The sequence below is a fragment of the Alteromonas sp. LMIT006 genome, assembly GCF_024300645.1.
Taxonomy (GTDB): domain Bacteria; phylum Pseudomonadota; class Gammaproteobacteria; order Enterobacterales; family Alteromonadaceae; genus Opacimonas; species Opacimonas immobilis.
Map to the genome: position 1 here is coordinate 2,298,243 of NZ_CP101291.1, position 20,823 is coordinate 2,319,065.

21 protein-coding genes and 1 tRNA gene are annotated in these 20,823 nt (G+C 44.0%); 8 read left to right on the forward strand and 14 right to left on the reverse strand.

Annotated features, from left to right (window positions below):
* Nucleotides 1-17: 17 nt before the first annotated feature.
* Nucleotides 18-2,402 (reverse strand): phosphoenolpyruvate synthase, encoded by a 2,385-nt coding sequence (gene ppsA, locus NLG07_RS10710; protein ID WP_303049205.1) that lies wholly within the window; start codon nt 2,400-2,402, stop codon nt 18-20.
* A 170-nt stretch (nt 2,403-2,572) separates the two neighbouring features.
* Here ppsA and NLG07_RS10715 point away from each other — a divergent pair, with 170 nt between their 5' ends.
* A complete protein-coding gene (locus NLG07_RS10715) occupies nt 2,573-3,385 on the forward strand; it encodes a pyruvate, water dikinase regulatory protein (RefSeq protein ID WP_254855441.1) in 813 nt (270 codons plus the stop codon).
* Here the strand turns inward: NLG07_RS10715 and NLG07_RS10720 are convergent.
* The gene (locus NLG07_RS10720; RefSeq protein WP_254855442.1) at nt 3,382-3,717 is read right to left on the reverse strand and encodes an RnfH family protein; all 336 of its coding nucleotides are present in this window, start codon (nt 3,715-3,717) and stop codon (nt 3,382-3,384) included. The genes NLG07_RS10715 and NLG07_RS10720 overlap by 4 nt on opposite strands.
* Nucleotides 3,717-4,163 carry a type II toxin-antitoxin system RatA family toxin gene (locus tag NLG07_RS10725; protein ID WP_254855443.1) on the reverse strand — a complete coding sequence of 149 codons (447 nt, stop codon included), beginning with the start codon at nt 4,161-4,163 and terminating at the stop codon, nt 3,717-3,719. The genes NLG07_RS10720 and NLG07_RS10725 overlap by 1 nt, the downstream gene beginning before the upstream one ends.
* Before the next feature lie 111 nt (nt 4,164-4,274).
* Between NLG07_RS10725 and smpB the strand changes: the two genes are divergently transcribed.
* The 6 genes from smpB (at nt 4,275) to NLG07_RS10755 (ending at nt 11,313) form a co-directional block, all read left to right on the forward strand.
* A complete protein-coding gene (gene smpB, locus NLG07_RS10730; protein ID WP_254855444.1) occupies nt 4,275-4,745 on the forward strand; it encodes an SsrA-binding protein SmpB in 471 nt (156 codons plus the stop codon).
* A gap of 242 nt (nt 4,746-4,987) precedes the next feature.
* Nucleotides 4,988-6,271, forward strand: coding sequence for an O-acetylhomoserine aminocarboxypropyltransferase/cysteine synthase family protein (locus NLG07_RS10735; RefSeq protein WP_254855445.1), 1,284 nt, complete (start codon nt 4,988-4,990; stop codon nt 6,269-6,271).
* Nucleotides 6,272-6,339: 68 nt separating this feature from the next.
* On the forward strand, nt 6,340-7,044 hold the full coding sequence (locus NLG07_RS10740) for a hypothetical protein (protein ID WP_254855446.1): 705 nt from the start codon (nt 6,340-6,342) through the stop codon (nt 7,042-7,044).
* A 3-nt stretch (nt 7,045-7,047) separates the two neighbouring features.
* Nucleotides 7,048-8,295, forward strand: coding sequence for a phosphoribosylglycinamide synthetase C domain-containing protein (locus NLG07_RS10745; RefSeq protein ID WP_254855447.1), 1,248 nt, complete (start codon nt 7,048-7,050; stop codon nt 8,293-8,295).
* Nucleotides 8,295-9,428, forward strand: coding sequence for an alanine racemase (gene alr / locus NLG07_RS10750; RefSeq protein ID WP_254855448.1), 1,134 nt, complete (start codon nt 8,295-8,297; stop codon nt 9,426-9,428). Before NLG07_RS10745 ends, alr begins: the two co-directional genes overlap by 1 nt.
* A gap of 109 nt (nt 9,429-9,537) precedes the next feature.
* On the forward strand, nt 9,538-11,313 hold the full coding sequence (locus tag NLG07_RS10755; RefSeq protein ID WP_254855449.1) for a choice-of-anchor I family protein: 1,776 nt from the start codon (nt 9,538-9,540) through the stop codon (nt 11,311-11,313).
* Nucleotides 11,314-11,385: 72 nt separating this feature from the next.
* On the opposite strand, the gene rpsO is transcribed toward NLG07_RS10755, so the two are convergent.
* From rpsO to NLG07_RS10795, 8 genes are all read right to left on the reverse strand, one after another.
* Complete coding sequence (gene rpsO / locus NLG07_RS10760; protein WP_254855450.1) at nt 11,386-11,655, reverse strand: 30S ribosomal protein S15; 270 nt, start codon at nt 11,653-11,655, stop codon at nt 11,386-11,388.
* 103 nt (nt 11,656-11,758) lie between these two features.
* The gene (truB, locus tag NLG07_RS10765; protein ID WP_254855451.1) at nt 11,759-12,679 is read right to left on the reverse strand and encodes a tRNA pseudouridine(55) synthase TruB; all 921 of its coding nucleotides are present in this window, start codon (nt 12,677-12,679) and stop codon (nt 11,759-11,761) included.
* A 2-nt stretch (nt 12,680-12,681) separates the two neighbouring features.
* Nucleotides 12,682-13,095, reverse strand: coding sequence for a 30S ribosome-binding factor RbfA (rbfA, locus tag NLG07_RS10770; RefSeq protein ID WP_254855452.1), 414 nt, complete (start codon nt 13,093-13,095; stop codon nt 12,682-12,684).
* A gap of 60 nt (nt 13,096-13,155) precedes the next feature.
* The gene (gene infB / locus NLG07_RS10775) at nt 13,156-15,756 is read right to left on the reverse strand and encodes a translation initiation factor IF-2 (protein WP_254855453.1); all 2,601 of its coding nucleotides are present in this window, start codon (nt 15,754-15,756) and stop codon (nt 13,156-13,158) included.
* A gap of 23 nt (nt 15,757-15,779) precedes the next feature.
* A complete protein-coding gene (gene nusA, locus NLG07_RS10780; RefSeq protein WP_254855454.1) occupies nt 15,780-17,264 on the reverse strand; it encodes a transcription termination factor NusA in 1,485 nt (494 codons plus the stop codon).
* 29 nt (nt 17,265-17,293) lie between these two features.
* Nucleotides 17,294-17,755, reverse strand: coding sequence for a ribosome maturation factor RimP (gene rimP / locus NLG07_RS10785; RefSeq protein WP_303049206.1), 462 nt, complete (start codon nt 17,753-17,755; stop codon nt 17,294-17,296).
* Between the two features lie 126 nt (nt 17,756-17,881).
* Nucleotides 17,882-17,958, reverse strand: a tRNA-Met gene (locus NLG07_RS10790).
* Between the two features lie 122 nt (nt 17,959-18,080).
* On the reverse strand, nt 18,081-18,383 hold the full coding sequence (locus tag NLG07_RS10795; protein WP_254855455.1) for a 4a-hydroxytetrahydrobiopterin dehydratase: 303 nt from the start codon (nt 18,381-18,383) through the stop codon (nt 18,081-18,083).
* 113 nt (nt 18,384-18,496) lie between these two features.
* On the opposite strand from NLG07_RS10795, the gene NLG07_RS10800 reads away from it, so the two are divergent.
* A complete protein-coding gene (locus NLG07_RS10800; protein ID WP_254855456.1) occupies nt 18,497-19,411 on the forward strand; it encodes a LysR family transcriptional regulator in 915 nt (304 codons plus the stop codon).
* On the opposite strand, the gene NLG07_RS10805 is transcribed toward NLG07_RS10800, so the two are convergent.
* The 3 genes from NLG07_RS10805 to NLG07_RS10815 are packed head-to-tail and all read right to left on the reverse strand — an operon-like array spanning nt 19,408 to nt 20,784.
* Entirely contained in the window at nt 19,408-19,914 is a 507-nt protein-coding gene (locus NLG07_RS10805; protein ID WP_254855457.1) for a DUF3106 domain-containing protein, read from the reverse strand. The two genes, NLG07_RS10800 and NLG07_RS10805, sit on opposite strands and share 4 nt — an antisense overlap.
* Nucleotides 19,911-20,261 (reverse strand): hypothetical protein, encoded by a 351-nt coding sequence (locus NLG07_RS10810; RefSeq protein WP_254855458.1) that lies wholly within the window; start codon nt 20,259-20,261, stop codon nt 19,911-19,913. Before NLG07_RS10810 ends, NLG07_RS10805 begins: the two co-directional genes overlap by 4 nt.
* Complete coding sequence (locus NLG07_RS10815) at nt 20,245-20,784, reverse strand: RNA polymerase sigma factor (protein ID WP_254855459.1); 540 nt, start codon at nt 20,782-20,784, stop codon at nt 20,245-20,247. Before NLG07_RS10815 ends, NLG07_RS10810 begins: the two co-directional genes overlap by 17 nt.
* Between the last annotated feature and the right edge of the window lie 39 nt (nt 20,785-20,823).

A 20,823-nucleotide genomic window follows, 5' to 3' on the forward strand; every position in this document is an offset into this window, starting at 1 on the left:
CAATATGCAGGTGTAAATTAAGCGTGCTTCTCCGCTAGGTACAACCACGTTTCGACAACTGTGTCAGGATTCAGCGACACACTATCGATACCTTGTTCAACTAGCCAAGCTGCAAGGTCTTCATGGTCAGATGGGCCTTGACCACAAATTCCCACGTATTTACCGCGTCTCTTGGCGGCTTGAATGGCCATAGCGAGAAGTTTTTTGACCGCAGTGTTGCGTTCATCAAATAAATGCGCAATTAAACCAGAATCGCGATCCAATCCCAACGTCAATTGAGTTAAGTCGTTAGAGCCAATCGAGAACCCATCAAAAATGTCTAAAAATTCATCAGCTAATAACGCATTTGACGGTAATTCACACATCATAATAACGCGTAAACCATTTTCTCCTTGCACCAAACCTTCTTCGCGCAATAAGTCGATGACTTGCTGACCTTCTTCCAATGTGCGCACAAACGGGATCATGATTTCGACATTGGTTAATCCCATGTCATTGCGCACGCGTTTAATGGCTTCACATTCCAAAGCAAAACAATCGCGGAAATCCTCGGAAATATAACGTGACGCACCACGGAAACCGAGCATTGGATTTTCTTCGTCTGGCTCGTATTGATAACCACCGACGAGGTTAAAGTATTCGTTCGATTTGAAATCTGACATTCGTACGATGACTTTTTCAGGCGCGAACGCCGCACCGATCGAACTGATGCCTTCCACGAGTTTTTGAATATAAAACTCTTTTGGCGAAGCATAACCGGCAATCATCTCGGCAATTTCGGTTTTCAAATCATCGGGTTGTTCGTCAAAGTTTAAGAGAGCTTTAGGATGCACACCAATCATGCGGTTGATGATAAACTCTAGACGTGCAAGACCGACACCTGCATGCGGTAAACGCGCAAAGTCAAACGCGCGATCAGGATTACCTACATTCATCATGATCTTCAATGGTAAATCAGGCATCGAATCGATGCGTGACGTTACCACGTCAAAGTTTAGTTCTTCTGAATAAATGAAACCAGTGTCCCCTTCCGCACAGGATACAGTGACTTTGTCACCCGTATTGATGCTCGACGTCGCATCGCCACATCCAACAACAGCCGGAATACCTAATTCACGTGCAATGATCGCAGCATGACAAGTACGTCCACCCCGGTTGGTGACGATAGCTGAGGCACGTTTCATGATCGGCTCCCAATCAGGGTCAGTCATATCGGTAACCAGCACATCACCCGGCTCAATTTTGTCCATTTCAGCAATAGAGCTAAGAACTTTTGCAGTGCCTGCACCAATCTTGTGACCAATCGCACGACCGGTACACACTGTCGGGGCATTGCCATCGAGTTGATAGCGTTCAATGACTTGTGCATCTTCACGTGAGCGTACAGTTTCTGGGCGAGCTTGTACTATGTATAACTTCCCATCTGTGCCGTCTTTGGCCCACTCAATGTCCATCGCTCGGCCGTAGTGCTCTGCGATAATCACGGCTTGCTTCGCTAATTCTTCTACTTCAGCGTCGGTAATAGAAAATGTCAAAGACTGTTCTTTTGGCACATCCACAATCTCGACTTGCTTACCGTGTTCTTGCGACGTCGAGTAAATCATCTGCGTAAGTTTACTGCCTAAGTTACGACGCAATACCGCAGGACGCCCCGCCGCTAGAGTGGGTTTGTGAACGTAAAATTCATCTGGATTGACCGCACCTTGAACCACCATTTCACCTAAGCCAAAACTAGAGGTGATAAACACTACATCTTCAAAACCAGATTCAGTATCAATCGAGAACATGACACCAGAAGCGGCTTTATCCGAACGCACCATGCGTTGAATGCCAGCAGATAAGGCTACGCCTTTGTGGTCATAACCTTGGTGCACACGATAGCTGATGGCACGGTCATTAAATAACGATGCGAATACATGTTTAATCGCGACTAATACGGCTTCATAGCCTTTTACATTCAGAAAAGTTTCTTGCTGACCAGCAAATGATGCATCAGGCATATCTTCTGCAGTCGCCGATGAACGCACAGCAAAAGAAGCGGCGTCGCCGGCATCGCCAGAAAGCTCAGCAAACGCATCGGCAATGGCTGTTTCTAAAGCTGGCTGGAATGGTGTATCGATGATCCACTGTCGAATTTGCTCGCCGGCTTTAGCTAGCGCGTTGACGTCTTCGACGTCCAACGCATCAAGCACTTCATGAATACGAGCTTCTAGACCACTTTGCTCTAAAAATTCATTAAACGCATACGAGGTTGTTGCAAAACCACCCGGTACCTGCACGCCAGCATTGGCTAAATTCGAGATCATTTCACCAAGAGAAGCGTTTTTGCCCCCTACTCGGTTAACATCATGCATACCTAATTGTTGATACCATAGAACGTATTCTTGCGCTTGTTCTTGCACTTGCGAGCCTCCAGCCGTATTGTGTAATAGCTTAATGGTTTATCGACATTAATTACTGCCTGTTTAAAATTTAACCAAAAAAGCAAAATAGCATTGTAGAATGCTGACTATAAATTTGTAAAATTTAATTGTAATCCGTAATAAAATTACAAGATTGTTAAGGAGTTGTGATGCGCGCAGCCTATTATATTTCCGATGGCACAGCCATTACTTCAGAAGTTTTTGGCCATGCTTTGCTGTCTTTATTCCCAATTGAGTTCAATCACATCACGATCCCTTTTGTCGAAACTGAACAACATGCAAATGAAGTGTTAAAGCAAATATCTGTAAGTTTTCAAGAAACAAATCAGCGTCCGTTGGTTTTTTACACAATCGTTAACAGCGACATTCGTCATATTATTGCCAACTCAGTTGGCATCAATTACAACTTTTTAGACCAATTTGTGGCCCCACTTGAAAAGATCCTAGGGGTACCATCAAAGCCAGAAAAACATCGTACTCACAGCATCCATGAAACGACATACGACATTCGTATTGAAGCGGTCAACTATGCATTGACTAATGACGATGGCGCAAATTTACAGAATTATGCAGATGCGGATATTATATTGGTTGGAGTATCGCGCTCAGGCAAAACGCCAACGAGTCTTTATTTGGCATTACAATACGGTATCAAAGCGGCTAATTATCCTTTTACCGAAGAAGATATGGGAGACATGATAAAACTCAATCCTGCGTTGCGCCGATATAAGAACAAGATTTTTGGCTTAACTATCGCGGCCGAGCGCTTGCATCAAATACGATCAGAACGCAGAGCCAACTCCAAATATGCCTCAATGCAACAATGTCGTATGGAATTGAGAGAAGTGGAAAACTTATACCGTAAAGAAAGGATCCCTTTTCTCAACAGTACCAAATTTTCGATTGAAGAGATTTCGGCCAAAATTTTGGCCACAACTGGACTGAAGCGTCGAAAGTATTAATCTTTGGCTAACGGTCTGCCGCCGGTCACTTTATTGGCTCGACCCTCGGCTTTAGCCTTCTCTGCGCGCAGACGACGAACTTCTTTGGGATCAGCTATCAGTGGACGATATATTTCAATGCGATCACCGTCCTTTACCATATCTTTGAGACGACAGGCACGATTCCAAATCCCGACTTTGTTCTCAGATAAATCGATTTCAGGAAAAATGTGCTGAATATTAGATTGAGTAATACATTCCTCAACTGAAGTCTCAGCAGGGACTTCAACGGTGACGATTTCTTGTTTATCTGGAGTGCCATAAACGACTTCAACCGAACACAATTTCTGCATTATGCATTTCCTTCCGCTAAGGCTTTTTGTTTAGCTCGAGCGATAAATGCGCTGACCATTACATTGGCTAGTTGGGTAAACATTTTGCCAAATGCCATGGCGATAAGTTTACTTTTGAACTCAAATGTCAAATTCAACTCAACCTTGCATGCGTGCTCATCGAGTTCAGTAAATGTCCATCCACCGCTCAAAGATTTGAACGGCCCATCGGCGAGTTGCATCTTGATTGCACGGTTGGGTTCAAGGCTATTGAGTGTCGTAAAAGTGTGTTTGATGCCCGCCTTTGCAATGTGCATAGAAGCTTTCATATGTGACTCATCAGCTGAATGCACCTCTATACCTACACAACCTGGTAAAAACTCGGGATACGCATGAACATCGTTGACTAAGTCATACATTGTCTTAGCACTGTAGGGAACCAGTGCGCTTTTGTTTACGTCAGCCATAACACCTCAACCTTAAATATCATGTAAATAATAACATAACCCATATCTTTAAACGCAAAAAAATATCCCCATATCGCTATACACATTGCAAAATACCGATATACTAACTGGATGAAAAAGAAGTCAAATCCCAGCACCACCATCGCGCTCAACAAAAAAGCGCGCCATGAATATTCTTTTATAGATAAATATGAAGCCGGCATGGAGTTACAAGGGTGGGAAGTAAAAAGTATTCGCTCTGGTAAGGTCAATTTAGTTGACGCTTACGTTTTTATTCGTGATGGCCAGGCCTATGTGTCAAATGTCAATATTACGCCACTCAATGAAGCCTCGACTCATGTGATCTGCGATCCAAGACGCGTGCGTCGACTGTTGCTCAAACGTCGCGAGCTAGATCAACTCATTGGCGCAGTAGAACGCGATGGCCATACGATTGTCGCCACTGCCATGTACTGGAAAAAATGTTGGGTCAAACTCGAGGTTCAACTCGCTCGAGGGAAGCAGTCACACGACAAACGCGATACCATTAAAGACCGCGACTGGGCACGTCAAAAAGAACGCATGATGAAGCACAAAGCTTAATCTAGCTCGGTATAGTTGATAAGTACTTTTTCTGCTCCGCTCTAATCTTGGTTTGCTGTATTGAGCGGGATATTGCAAGCATCTAGTAATGCATGAATGTCTTCACTTACACTTATATTTGAAAGGAAAAGCCCATAACGGTTTCATTTGGGAAAATTATTTATGTTTTTTATCGCTTAATTAGGATAAAAGTTGTAAATTTAGTGATACTTCATTTTGCGAAATACACATAAGGACACGTTATGAAACTCGAATCCATGGTCTTGCATCACGCTTACAAATCTGACCCGACGACTAAAGCAGCAGCCGTGCCAATCTACCAAACCACATCTTATACGTTTGATGACACCCAACACGGTGCTGATCTCTTTGACTTAAAAGTTGCTGGTAATATCTATACTCGAATTATGAATCCAACCACAGCCGTATTAGAAGAACGCATGGCGGCTTTAGAGGGTGGGATAGGTGCATTATGCGTTGCTTCAGGTATGGCTGCCATTACCTATGCGGTTGAAGCCATTACTCATGTTGGCGCGAACATCATCTCGACCAGTCAACTATATGGCGGTACTTATAATTTGTTTGCTCATACCCTGCCACGCCAGGGTGTTGAAGTACGTATGGCGTCTTTTGATGATCTTGATACATTAGATGCCTTGTTTGACGAGAATACAAAAGCCGTTTTTTGTGAGTCCATCGGTAATCCTGCCGGGAATGTTGTTGACTTACAAGCGCTTAGTGAGATTGCACATAAACACGGTGTGCCATTAATAGTGGATAACACTGTAGCAACACCCGCGCTGATTCGTCCGTTTGAGCACGGTGCCGATATCGTGATTCACTCTTTGACCAAATACGTTGGTGGCCATGGCACAACCATTGGCGGTGTGATTGTTGACTCTGGCAAATTTGACTGGGTCGCCAATAAAGACCGTTTCCCAATGCTCAACGAACCCGATCCCTCTTATCACGGTGTGGTGTATACCGAAGCACTTGGTCCTGCTGCATATATCGGCCGCTGTAGAGTGGTACCTTTGCGCAACACAGGCGCAGCACTTTCGCCGCAAAATGCCTTCCAACTACTGCAAGGATTAGAAACTTTGCCATTGCGCATGGAGCGCCATTGTCAAAATGCACAAGCCCTCGCTGAATATTTAAGTGCTCATCCGCTAGTAAGCTGGGTCAACTACGCTGGGTTAGATAACAGCCCATATCACGCAACATGTCAAAAAATGTCTGGTGGTTTGGCTTCGGGAATAATCAGCTTTGGCATCAAAGCCGATGATGCCAAAGTCGCTGGTGGCAAATTCATCGATGCATTACAAATGATCTTACGCTTAGTGAATATTGGTGATGCCAAGTCACTTGCTTGTCATCCTGCATCAACGACGCATCGTCAATTATCTCCTGAAGAACTTGCCTCCGCTGGGGTTTCAGAGGATCTAGTGCGCATTTCGGTGGGCATCGAACACATTGATGATATCATCGCAGATGTTGAACAGGCGCTGAAGGCCTCCCTAGCTTAATAAAAACACTAGCCTCAAATGAGTTCTTTACGCTATTATATGGCGAAAAATAAAGAACTCATTTGATTATGTCCAATCGCTCTGCAGATCATTTTTCCGAAATTCGACTAGAAGATAATGACCGTGTTGCGCCGCGTTCGCGAGCGGCTTCACCCCCACCCACCCCCAAGTCGTCAAGCTCTTCTTTGACCCTAATAGCCTTTATTCTAGCCTTATTTGCATCAGGCGTTGGCGGTTACTTGTACTATTTGCATACGCAAACGATAGCAAGCTTGGATGATGCACAAAACCGGATTGTAGAATTAGAAAATCAGCTCTCCGCCACAGGTGAAGAAATGGGTAGTTCGACGGTTGCCTTGCAAGCCAAACTCAAAGAGTTAGCAGCCAAAAGCGATGAACTCTGGGAACAAATGGATAAGCTTTGGGCATCGGCATGGCGTCGGAATCAAAAAGAGCTGCGCGATCTAGAAAAAGTTGTAGAAGACAATCGCACCAACTTGCAAAAAGGTCAAAATACTATCACCGCAAATGTGGCAAAGACGGACAAAGGACTCGATGTATTAGGTGTGGACATTAGCAGTTTGCGAAATGAATTACTGGCCGTCAATCTTGAAATTGAATCAGTTAAGCAATCTATATTGAGTCACCAAAGTTCAAACAACACAGTCAATGACAAAATTGCGATATTGGAACAACGCAATAATGCACTAAAGCAAAAGGTGACTCAGCTGGAACGCACGGTCTCGACTTTGCGTTTAACACCAACAAGCTAACCCATGACTGATTCTGTTCTCATTATTGGTGTAGGTGCTTTTACTCATGGGATTGCCGAGCGTCTTCAAAAGGCTGGATTGAACGTGGTGGTTTGGCTAAATCGAGACTATGGTCATTACGGTGCTCGACAAGTCGCAACATGTTTTACCTTGCACGACTACGCCAGCCCATTAGAGCTATTGGCTGAACACCCTTGTACCTATGTATTGCCGATGTCAATTGATTGGGCTCAGCAAACTTGGGCGTCGGCGCTTGTGGCGAACACAAAGATCCTCTGTCCTATAGGGGAAGCTTTGCAGCTAGAAAGAGATCGCTTTTTTGCTCATCGTTTATGTGAACAATATGGCATTGCGTTACCTAAAGCACATGTGGCAATGAATCGATTGGACGCTGAAGCCTTTATCGAAGAACACCCTGCTCCCTATGTGCTCAAAAACACCTTATGCTCCCCTACGAGTCCCATTCACACCATAGTGTGTGAAACCTTAGCGGATACCAAAAGTTGGCTAAATCGAATCGACTATGCAGAAGGCGTCTATTTGCAGGAATATCTCGGTCATCGTGAGGCTGGGCATATCGCGTTTGTTCAAGGTGATACCATTACGCCTCTTATTACCAATCAAGAATACAAACGCGCATTCAATGGCAATATGGGCAAAATCGCTGGTGCACCACTTGGCGGCATTGTCGAACAAGATCCTACGGATAAATACGGACTGGTAGCTGAACTTATCGAACCTTTAAAGCCATGGTTTAAGGAAGTCAATTATTGTGGTCCAGTTCAAGTAACAGCGATATTTAAAGATAATCAATGGCGGGTCATTGAATACAACTGCCGACTGGGTGTCACGTGCGGTACTATGATCATGAGTATGTTGAATAACCCAATTGATCTCTTTAGAGCATTGGATGGAGAATCATTCATACCCGATTTTAAAGCCTCTTATCGGATCGGTACTTCAGTGACATTAGCCGGATATGGCTATCCATTTCTCGAAATCACAGGTCCTGCTTTCCCTGTTCTGATTGAGCCTTATGCACAAGCTGATATTTGGTTTAACGAAGTGATAAAAGGGCAAAATAATGACATTCTGGCAGATGGTCACAGACTACTCGAAGTCAATGCGTATGGTGAAAGCGTGGCACAGGCACTGACTCATTGCTACGCTCAATTGCAACGTATCCATTGTTCTGGAAGTTATTATCGAACGGATATCGGTCAAACGATGTGGCCTCCAGGAAATGCCTAATGAATATTCCTGATGTGGCTGCCATCCGCAATGCTTGGGTAGAAATCGATACTGTCCAACTCGCCCAGAACTTTGCAATCATTGATCGACATGCCCCTGCTCAGCTAAAGCGCTTATGTGTCGTAAAAGACAATGCTTATGGACATGGAGCAATAACAACCGCTCGTCTTGCATTGGCTAATGGGTATTGTTATTTGGCGGTTGAAACAATTAAAGAAGCCTATGAGCTGCGACAAAACGATATTCAAGCACCGATTTTGTTATTTGGTGAAGCGAGTTTAAAAGAACTTGAAGCATGTGTTGCGTTCAACATCACTCCTTGCATCAATTCAGCCTATCGAGCAAAACAGCTTAATGAGCTTTTAATAAAAGCCGACAAGACTTTATCAGTTCAAGTCGAAGTCGATACCGGCATGAGTCGCTGGGGGATTTCCGATACCCAAGCTGTTGAGTGGATAACGACGCTAGCAACCGACTATTCGCAGCTACGCTTAGAAGGTGTGATGAGTCATTTTGCGATGTCAGACGAGGCGGATAAATCTTTTGCGATGCATCAGCTAGCTCGGTTTAATAAGGTGATTCATCATCCAAATGTACAACAGCTTGATTTACCATATATTCACATGAGTAATACCGGTGGATTATTAGATTTGCCAGATGCACACTTTAGCATGGTGAGAACCGGTATTTTACCCTTTGGGATCTATCCATCGTTGGTATGTAATCAATATCCTGGCCTAAAACCTGTGATGTCAGTTAAAGCCAAAGTCATGACACTGCGTGACTTGTCGGTTGGCGATAAAGTCGGCTATGGCATGCATTTTACGGCCACCCATCCCATGAAAATAGCCGTACTTCCCATCGGATATGGCGATGGCTATCCACGTGTCAGGAACAATGGCTATGTCTTAATTAAAGGCAGTCAGTGTCGTGTTGTCGGTGGTAATGCGATGGATGCAATGATGGTCGATGTCACCCATTTACCTGAAGTAGCCTTAGAGGACGAGGTGGTACTGATGGGGCAACAGGGGCAGCAATATATTGGTCCAAGAGATTTAGTGCCATGGAAACAGACGGTGTGTTATGAGATTTTGACCAATTGGCGCTCAAGACTACCGCGCATTGAAGTGTAATTATCCATCTCATCCTCTTGGCTTAACCAAAATTTCATTTTTCTGTATCGAAATTGTCATCTTCATTTAGTTTCATTAACGAGATTTTTAGTTAAAGGAATATCTCATAATGAAAAAAACACTATTAAGCATAGCAATACTTTCTTCACTTACATTAACAGGTTGCTCCTTGGACGGAGATGACGGTACTGACGGGGCTCCAGGTGCCCAAGGTCCAGTAGGTCAGCAAGGGATTCAAGGGGCAGCGGGAAATGATGCGAGTTTAGGCATTGAACTAGCACTCACCGCAAGAAGTGTATTAAGCGCTGATGGGGCCGCCGAAATCATTCAATACCATGCAGCTTCACAAACTATCTTTGCTACCAATGGCGCAGATGATGCAATTAGCATGATTGATATCAGTGGGATCACTAGTCAAGCATTAACGTTGCCAAGCAACGACAATTCATTAGTCGCGACCTCTTTATCATTGCCCACTGAACTCAATGGAATTGCTCTTGGTGGTCTTACCAGTATTGCGATTCATGACGATTTGCTCGCAGTCGCTATCCCAGCTGATGCACACGCAGATGATGGCGTGATTGCGTTTTACAATAACCTATCCACGGCTCCAACGTTAGTGAAAGCCGTCACCGTAGGCAATTTACCTGACATGGTCACTTTTACACCAGATGGTAGCAAAGTCCTTGTGGCAAATGAAGGTGAGCCCAGTGATGATTACTCAGTTGACCCTGAAGGCTCCATTGCCGTTATCGCAGTAACCAATGGTATACCTGCAGACACTGCAACGATTATTGATTTTAATGACTTTAACGATGATGCTGCAGTTCTAGCCAGTGCTGGCGTATTATTCCCTAATCCATCCGGTCGCACGATTAATGGCGTGACTATAAACACAACTGTTGCACAAGACTTAGAGCCAGAATACATCACGGCAAACAATCAAACAGCCTATGTATCTATGCAGGAAAACAATGCGCTTGCAGTGGTCAATCTTGCCGATAATTCGGTTGAGATTGTTCCGTTAGGTTTAAAATCTTGGGCAGGATTAGACATCGATACCGTAGAAAATGGCGAAGTAAGCTTTGCACAATTTAACGGTTTATTTGGTGCATATCAGCCAGATTCCATCGCGCAATATCAATGGCAAGGACAAACGATCATTGTTACAGCTAATGAAGGGGATGCACGTGAATATTTCTTTGCTGTAGCTGATGAAGCCTCGTGCACAGCAGCTGGCGGTCAAGACTATGACGTAAATGATGGCTGTCTAGCGTATACCGATGAATTCAAAATTAAAGATTTAGACGCAGCACCAGGCTCTGCCTTTGAAGCGTTAAGCAACGATGACCGTATTCGTAACCTGCGTGTGACTCGTGCTGGCGGTGATACAAATAATGACGGTGAATTTGAGTTTGCCGTCGCTTATGGCGCTCGTTCCTTTACACTTTGGGACCAAAACGGACTTGTGATTTATGACTCTGGCGATGACTTTGAACGGATCACTGCCACTATCTACGGTTCTCAATTCAATAATACCGATGATGAAAATGCGTCAGATGATCGTTCAGAAAACAAAGGCCCAGAACCAGAGGCCTTAACAGTTGCAACTATTGGTAACCGAGTCTACGCCTTTATAGGCTTAGAACGCACTGGTGGCGTGATGATCTATGATGTTACGAATCCTTTCTCGGTGAATTTTGTGGACTATGTGAACAATCGTGACTTTACTGAAGGATTAGCCAATTCAGACGGTATTGGCGATCTTGCACCAGAGTCTTTGATTGTTATCTCTGCAACCGATAGCCCTACAGGTAAACCGATTCTTGCAGTTGGCAACGAAGTGAGTGGTAGTGTGTCGTTGTGGGAAATCACTCAGCGTTAAGCACTTATTGATTGTGTCCAAATAAAAAAGCCAGTTCAAGTGAACTGGCTTTTTTGCAATTTAAAACAAGTCTTAGCGACGTAGGCCTAAGCGCTTGATCAAATCTTGGTAAGCTTCTAAGTTACGACCTTTTAGATAGTCTAGTAACTTACGACGCTGAGAAACCATGCGTAATAAACCACGACGTGAGTGGTGGTCTTTCTTATGTGCTTTAAAATGTGACTGTAACTTGTTGATGTTATGAGTTAACAAAGCAACTTGTACTTGAGGTGAACCAGTGTCGCCTTCTTTAGTCGCGTAATCAGCAACGATAGCTGCAGTTTCTTGAGTATTTAGTGACATAATCTTCTCCAAATGTTGATTAAGTAAGCCCGATCACTAATTCAGGTCTTACGAAGAGCGCGTATTATATAGCATTTTGATGCCTTTGCAAGCTGTTGATAATTTAGTTATGCACTAAACGCTTAACGTAAATATGAGAATCTGCGCGTAAGTCTCCTACTCCAAGAAAACGTCCTTCGCAATACATCCGATACTCACCAATCTCAATTCCACCAGTCAGTCGTTGTGCTTGTCCATATTGTATCCCTACCCGCTGAGCAGGTGTTAATTCACATTTTGGTAAACTTGCAACAGGTGAATCCGCTGGCAATAGGTATTGATCAATGACCTCAAAACGCTCGTCTTTGTGTTCATCTGCGAGTGCCTGCAGCGCATCAAAGGTCAACATTTTCTCCGTCGGATAATCCGCAACACGTGTGCGTCGCAGTTCGGTCACATAAGCACCGCACCCCAAATCCTGCCCAATATCATCGACCAATGACCGAATGTAAGTACCTTTCGAAACTCGCACTGTGAGCGCAAATTCATCATCAGTAATGTCATCTACCGACATATCAAAGATGGTAATTGGACGAGCAGGACGCTCGACTGTGATATCCTGTCTTGCATACCAATACAGAGGTTTGCCTTCATGTTTGAGCGCAGAATACATCGAAGGCACTTGTTCGGAATCACCTAGATAGGCAAGGCATGCTTGTTGGATTTGCTCAGGACCCACTGTCACTGGACGTGTTTCAACCACTTCCCCATCGGCGTCAGAGGTGTCTGTGCGAATGCCTAGCTTAGCACGAACATAATAGGTTTTGTCTGCATCTAACAAATACTGCGAAAACTTAGTCGATTCACCCAAACAAATGGGGAGCATGCCGCTAGCGAGAGGATCAAGGGCGCCAGTATGACCGGCTTTTTTGGCGTTAAAAATGGCTCGAACACGTTGCAAATAGCGATTTGACGATTCACCTAAAGGCTTATCCAATAAAAACACGCCATCAATGGCACGGCCACTTTTGCGACTACGCGCCATGCTTATTCGTCCTCATCCGAATGATTAATATCCTCAGGCTCACCCGATTTTTTAGCATCCTCGCGACGCACTTGAGACACCAAGTTCGAGATGCGCATGCCTTCAGTGATGGAACTGTCCTGAATGAAACGCAATGCTGGAGTATTACGCATTTTGACACGACGTCCTAATAAACCTCGGACAAAACTTTTGCCTTCATCGAGCAGTTTCATTGATGCTTTATTTTTTGCTTCATCCATTTCTAAAAAGGTCACAAACACTTTGGCGTATGCTAAATCTCGTGACACTTCTACACCCGACACCGTTACCATGCCGATTTCAGGTACTTGGTGTTTAAACTCATGGTTAAGGATATTGGCAATCTCTTTGTGAAGTTGTTGCGACACTCGGGCCGTTCTGGAAAATTCTCTAGCCATATTCTTCTCTTAGACAAAAACGGAGGCTGTAGCCTCCGTTGCAATTGTTAACCGTGGTACTTAAATTTCGCGAGCCACTTCGACCACTTCGAATACCTCGATTTGGTCACCCACTTTTACGTCGTTATAATTCTTAACGCCGATACCACATTCAATGCCTTTCTTAACTTCTTGTACATCGTCTTTGAAGCGACGTAATGACTCAAGCTCACCTTCGTAAATAACCACGTTTTCACGTAGTACGCGAATTGGGTTGTTACGCTTGATAATACCCTCTGTTACCATACAGCCTGCAATGGCACCAATCTTAGGCGATTTGAAGACATCACGAACTTCAGCCAAGCCAATGATCTGTTGCTTGAATTCAGGTGAGAGCATACCGCTCATGGCTGCTTTGACTTCATCAATCAGATCATAAATGACCGAGTAATAACGCAAGTCAATTTCTTCTGACTCTAATACGCGACGAGCAGATGCATCAGCACGTACGTTAAAACCAACCACAATCGCACTTGATGCTGCAGCTAAGCTAGCATCCGTTTCAGTAATACCGCCGACACCAGAGCCAACTATGTTGACCTTGACTTCATCTGTAGAAAGTTTGATTAAGCTTTCAGAAATCGCTTCAACTGAACCTTGAACATCCGCTTTTAATACAACATTCAATTCAGATACATCACCTGCTTCCATGTTGGCAAACATATTTTCAAGCTTAGCTTTTTGTTGTTTTGCAAGTTTCAATTCTCGTTGTTTGATCGAACGTTTGGTAGCGACTTCTCGAGCCTTACGTTCATCCTTGACCACCAGCGCATCTTCACCAGCAATTGGAACACCTGAAAGGCCTAATACCTCAACCGGTGTTGATGGACCTGCGGTCTTGATCTCTGCACCGTGTTCATCGCGCATTGCACGAACACGACCATATTCCAAACCACATAACAAAATATCACCAGGGTGGAGTTGACCTTCTTGAACCAACACCGAAGCCACTGGACCACGGCCTTTGTCCAAACGTGATTCGATAACAATACCACGAGCAGGGCCATTATCGACGGCTTGTAAGTCTAGCATTTCAGCTTGCAAACTGATGGCTTCTAGTAACTCATCAACACCTTGACCAGATTTCGCTGATACATGAACGAATTGGTGTTCACCGCCCCACTCCTCTGGAATAACTTCTAGTTGAGATAGTTCTGTTTTGACGCGTTCTGGATCAGCGGCTTCTTTATCAATTTTGTTCACGGCAACAATCAAAGGCACACCAGCAGCGCGAGCGTGCTGTACCGCTTCTTTAGTCTGAGGCATCACACCATCATCGGCAGCCACTACGATAATAACGATATCCGTCGCGGTAGCTCCACGGGCACGCATTGCGGTAAATGCAGCGTGTCCAGGAGTATCTAAAAATGCGATACGACCATTATCTGTTTCTACAGAATATGCACCAATGTGCTGAGTAATACCACCGGCTTCGCCATCGGCTACTTTAGATGCACGAATATAGTCCAGCAAAGATGTTTTACCATGGTCAACGTGTCCCATGATCGTCACTACTGGAGCACGACTCACCTTCTCACCGTTGCCTGATTCAGCAATCAATTCATCTTCTAGTGCGTTCTCATTAACCAATTCATATTTGTGCCCCATTTCTTCGACAACCAACGTTGCGGTATCTTGGTCTAGCACTTGATTAATGGTTGCCATTTCACCCATTTTCATCATGGTTTTAATGACTTCATTTGCTTTAACTGCAAGTTTATTGGCTAACTCACCAACAGTGATAGTTTCGCCAAGTTTAACTACACGCTCTACTGGCGCAGCTGGCTTGTTGAAACCTTGCTTGAGGTTGTCAGCGGCTTTTTTCTTCTTACGACGACGACTGCCACGCTCAATTTGCATGTCTTCTTCGTCTTCCGCTTCTTGCGCATAACGGTTAGAGTGCATATGCACTTCTTCCGCTTCTTGAGCTTTACGTCGTTCTTCTTCTTCTTTCCAACGACGTTCGTTTTCTTCTGCTAGCTTACGTGCCTCTTCAGCCGCTTTCTTAGCATCTTCTTCGAGTTTACGCTGGGCTTCTGCTTCTTGTTGTTTGCGGATCTTTTCAGCTTCTGCACGAGCCGCTTCTTGGGCGGCTACTTCTTCTGGAGAGAGAACCGCTTCTTTTTTCTTGCGTTCTTCAGCTTCTTTCTTCGCTTCAGCAGCGCGTTTTGCTTCTGCTTCTGCAGCCTTGCGACGTGCTTCTTCCGCTTCACGTGCTTTGGCTTCGGCAGCCTTTTTAGCTTCTTCAGCTGCTTTTTGCTCTGCTTCTAATTTAGCTTGTTCTGCTGCTTGACGATCCGCTTCTTCTTTGGCTAAGCGAGCTTCTTCTTCTGGTGAACGCTTAACGAAAGTGCGTTTTTTGCGAACTTCAACTTTGACGTTTTTGGAACGGCCAATATTTAAGGTCGTTGTTTTCTTTCGTGTTAACGTCATTTTCTTCGGGGCAACGTCACCATCGCCACCGTGCTGCTTGCTCAAATGCTCAAGCAGTTTTTTCTTTTCTTCTTCTGTGACGCCTTGACCGATTTGCTTGTCAATGCCAGCATCTTTAAATTGTTGCACGAGTCGATCAACATTGGTGCCGATATCACTTGCTAGTTTTTCTAAGGTTACCTCAGACATATGCTCTCCCCTATGTTGATATATTACTCATCGCCGAACCATTTGATATTACGTGCTGCCATGATTAACGCACCTGCAGAAGCCTCATCAAGCCCCTCAATATCAATAATGTCATCGACACCTTGTTCAGCTAATTCTTCGAGATCGGTTATTTTGAGTTTGGCTAACTCCGCAGCAAGCTCTGCAGTCATGCCTTCAAGGTTTAGTAACTCTTCTTGAGGCTCTAATGATTCTTCATTCGCCAATGCTTTGGTGGTAAGGTAAGCACGTGAACGATTGCGTAATTCCTCGACAATATCTTCGTCAAGGCCGTCGATTTCAAGTAACTCACTGACAGGTACATACGCAATTTCTTCTAGTGAACTAAAGCCTTCATCCGCTAGCACGCCCGCAAATTCCTCGTCAATGTCTAACGCTTCAACGAATAAATCAATGACTTGTGAATTCTCGGCAGCTTGTTTTGCCTCTAGATCCTCAACCGTCATCACATTTAACTCCCAACCAGTAAGCTGGCTAGCTAGACGTACGTTTTGACCAGACTTACCAATAGCTTGGGCAAGGTTGTCGGCTTCAACGGCAACGTCCATTGTCATGGTATCTTCGTCTGCGACGATACTAGCAACTTCTGCAGGTGCCATGGCATTAACCACAAATTGCGGCGCTTCTTCGTCCCACAAGACGATGTCTACACGCTCTCCACCTAATTCATTGGTTACTGCCTGCACACGTGAACCACGCATACCAACACAAGCACCTACTGGGTCTAGACGTTTATCATTGGTTTTGACCGCAATCTTAGCACGAGAACCTGGGTCACGTGCTGCAGACTTGATTTCAAGAGTTTCTTCTTGAATCTCTGGGACTTCTAAGCGAAACAACTCAATGATCATGTCTGGGTTGGTACGAGAAATCAATAATTGCGGGCCACGTGCTTCCGGACGAATGGCATAAAGTAAGCCGCGAACACGATCACCTGGACGGAAGGTTTCGCGAGGCAACATATCGTCTTTATAAATAGCACCTTCTGCATTGTTACCTAAGTCAACAATAATCATATCACGAGTGGCTTTCTTAACCGTACCGGTGACAAGCTCACCGACTTTATCTTCGTATTCAGCAACCATTTGAGCACGTTCAGCTTCACGTACTTTTTGGAAAATAACTTGTTTAGCAAGTTGAGTAGTGATTCGGTCAAATGTTACTGACTCAATCTGTTCTTCGACGTAATCACCCGCTTGAATCTCTGGCTCATCGATTTGTGCTGCAGATAAAGTGATTTCTGCGTAAGGATTCTCTTGTTCTTGATCGTCCTCAATGACTAACCATCGACGGAAGGTATCAAAATCACCTGTTGCTCTGTCAATGCTTACACGCACTTCGATTTCGCCCTGGTTTTTCTTTTTAGTAGCAGTAGCTAACGCAAACTCAAGCGCCTCAAAAATGCTCTCTCTTGGCACCTGTTTCTCATTGGAAACTGCTTCAGCAACTAATAAGATTTCTTTACTCATAATGCTATATCCCGTTTCGTGCGTGCTACTTAAAAAGTTGGCACAACATTCGCTTTTTCTATGTTATTGATGGCCAATGTGTACTCTACACCATCGACGTTTATTGTAATATTTTGGTCATCCGCTTGCACAACTGTGCCCTTGAATTTACGGCGATTGTTTTCAACCGGCATTCGAGTTCGGCATTCGATCACTTCATTGATTACTTCAGCATAATGCGCCACAGTAAACAAAGGCCTATCCATACCTGGTGATGACACTTCTAGGTGATATTCAGTCGCAATCGGATCTTCAACATCTAATATTGCGCTGGCCTGATGTGATACATCCGCACAGTGATCCACCGAAATCCCCTCCGGGTGATCGATGAAAATTCGCAAAATAGAGTGTTTACCTGCTCGAACAAACTCCAAGCCATAAAATTCAAACCCCAACGACTCTGCGGCCGGAGCAAGCATTTCAGTGAGTTTTTGTTCTAATTGTGACGCCAATCTAATCTCCTAAATCAATTTTTCTGAGTCTAAAAACGAAAAAAGCCCCTTTCAAGCAGGGGCTTTTCAATACTTCTTGGACCCTAGTCCACCATCTATCTGAAAGATTTCAGATAACAATGTAAGTGGTTGCGGAGGCAGGATTTGAACCTACGACCTTCGGGTTATGAGCCCGACGAGCTACCAGGCTGCTCCACTCCGCGCTTGAAACCTGGATGAAAGACTTGCGCCTCTCAAGTGGTGCGTATTATACATCTCTAAACTTAGTTCGCAAGAGCAAAACCGTTTTATTTTGGATATTTTGATTGTTTGCCTATTAAGTGAACTATTTAAACTGTTCCATCTTGTTCGCCAGTTTAAAGTCTAATTCACTGATGCCGTCAACATCATGCGTCACCAAATCTACCTTAACCTTGTTATACACGTTTGTCCATTCAGGATGGTGATTGAGCTTTTCTGCCCAAATGGCCATCTGACTCATCCAACCAAATGCTCGGATAAAAGAGGTAAACACAAATACTTTGTGTAACTTCCCATCGCTCACCCGCCATTTTTCGGCTTCTGGAATCGTCGTGTTCAATTCAATCAAGTTGGCTTCAATTTGTGTGGAACTGAGTTTTTCTGCCATTTTGTCTTACACCTTTTATTAATATTACGTTGTCATTTACATTAAGATCCTTGATGTTTCATTAATCCTGCTTATAGTATGTAAAATCAATCATAAACATAACTAATAATAACATGAACCTACATCGTATTGATTTGAACTTATTCGCTGTATTTGATGCCATTTATAGTGCCGGAAGTCTGACCAAAGCAGCGGATATTTTGTGTATAACACAACCTGCTGTCAGCAATTCTTTAGCCAGACTTAGGGAATTATTTAATGACCCTCTATTTGTGCGGACCGGTCACACTATGACCCCAACGCCCGTCGCACAAAATATGATAGTACCCGCTCGAGAAGCACTTAACCTGATGCGCAAAAGCATTCAAGCCAGTCATGAATTTGACCCAAGACAAGCCGTAAAACAATTTACCTTCGCTAGTCGGGATCTAATGGAAGTCAGTATCATACCTAGGTTACTGTCTTTACTCGAAGATGTAGCGCCATTGGTTACCTTAGCGAATTATGATATCCCACAATCTAAGGTAGTTTCCGAAATGGCAAACGGTCGATTGGATTTTTATGTCGATTCGAGTAGCTTTACCGATCAACATCTCAAAAAAAGACGCATCGCCTCAGATCGTTATGTGTTGATTGCACGGCAAGGCCACCCTTTGCTAACCAATGGGTGTAATTTGCAAACATTTTTGAGTTTAAAGCACATTAGTGTGAAACATGCCAATGAGCTTGAAGGGGTCGATCTTGCGTTGGATAAGTTAGGATTACAACGCAAAATCGGTTATCAATCTCAACATTTTTTGACAGTACCCAGTGCTTTATTAAAAACAGATATGGTGGCTTGTGTCCCGTATCACCTAGCAAAACATTATGACGTCGCAATCTATGAATTACCGGTTACGGTTAATCCTCTCGAGTATTATTTGTACTGGCATGTTTCTGTAGAAAATGACAAGGCGCATCAATGGATGCGCCAAGAACTATTCAATATTTGTCAAAACTACCAAAAGCAACTTCTTCCGGAAGATTAAACATTTTGCTTGAGATACGCCAATTTTTCCTGAGGTGACATGTCTTTAGTTGCCTCACGAAGCACTTTGCGTTGTTCGGGTGAAAGCGCTTTTAACTTGTTTTTCATGGCACGAAGCGCTGCACGGATCTGATTTTTTTCCTCTTCGGGCAACGCCTTGTAAGCTTGCGCTTTTTCTTTCAGTGCACGTTTTTGTTCAGGCGATAAATTGACAAAGCGTTTTACGCGTTGTTTAACCTGCTCGCGTTCTTCAGGCGACATCTCACGGAGTTTACCCATACGTTCCTTGGCTTGTTTTTTTCGCTCAGGTGGTAACTCCAGCCAACGATCGGCACGTTTAATCAGTTTCAGTTGTTCGGGTTCACTTATATCTTGCCAAGAGAACTCGTACTTTTGCAGTGCTTTTTGTTGACCTCGAGTCAGCGAATTCCATTCAACAGCAAAGGCTTGGCCGGCACACAATAAACTGGCTAGCAGAATCGCTTTCATTACAGGTTTTTTCATGGTTTTTCTCCATCTTCACGGTTATTTCCGTGCTCTGTGATAATAGGCTTGGTATTGTTTTCTATTTCAATTAAATCATCGCGAATGACGACAAATATCGGCTCGTCGCTAAGCATGAGCTCAAATTCGGCTTCATCAACCAAAGGCAGAGGTTCTATGGCATAACTTTGTGAGGTCATAAATATGGCAGCACCACCTGCTACAATCGCGGGTATGAGCCAACTTTTAACCCTACGTGAGTGTACAGTTTGCTCTCGGATCTGATTAAGACGGACATTCACCGAACCTTCTAGAGCCTTGGATTGGACATCAAAATATTTTTTAATAGGATCATGCTGCGTTGTCATTAGCGACTCCTAATTCATTTAAAATCGTTGTTTTTGCGCGGTGCAGGTGGGTTTTGACGCTCCCGACAGATATATTCAAAACTTGTGCGGTATCTTTTTCACTTAATCCATTCAACGCCCTTAATAACAACACTTCTCTTTGTTGCTCACTCAACTCTCGTACCACAGTATAAAAACGTTCCATGAGTTGCTGAGCGACCAATTCATCCTCTATTCCCACCAATAATTGTAGATTTTGGTAATTCAACACATCATCTAAATTCGTTTCGTCTGAATGGGTTTGCCAAAAAAACAGAGTTTGTTTCAACTTTGCTTTGCGCTTGAAATCAATCATTGTGAATTTGACAGTGGTAAAAAACAGCGCAGGCCATTCAGTTTCCGATTTATCCGAATACCGCTTAAAGCATTTAAGCATGGCATCTTGTAACACGTCATAGGCATCCTCAGTGGGTAAGCCCTGATAGCGGCAATACAAAAACGCTTGCTGTTGATGCGTTTTAAAAAACGCGTCCATCGCAGACATGTTATTCCTGGTTTGTGCTACTCATACTATTAATAACGC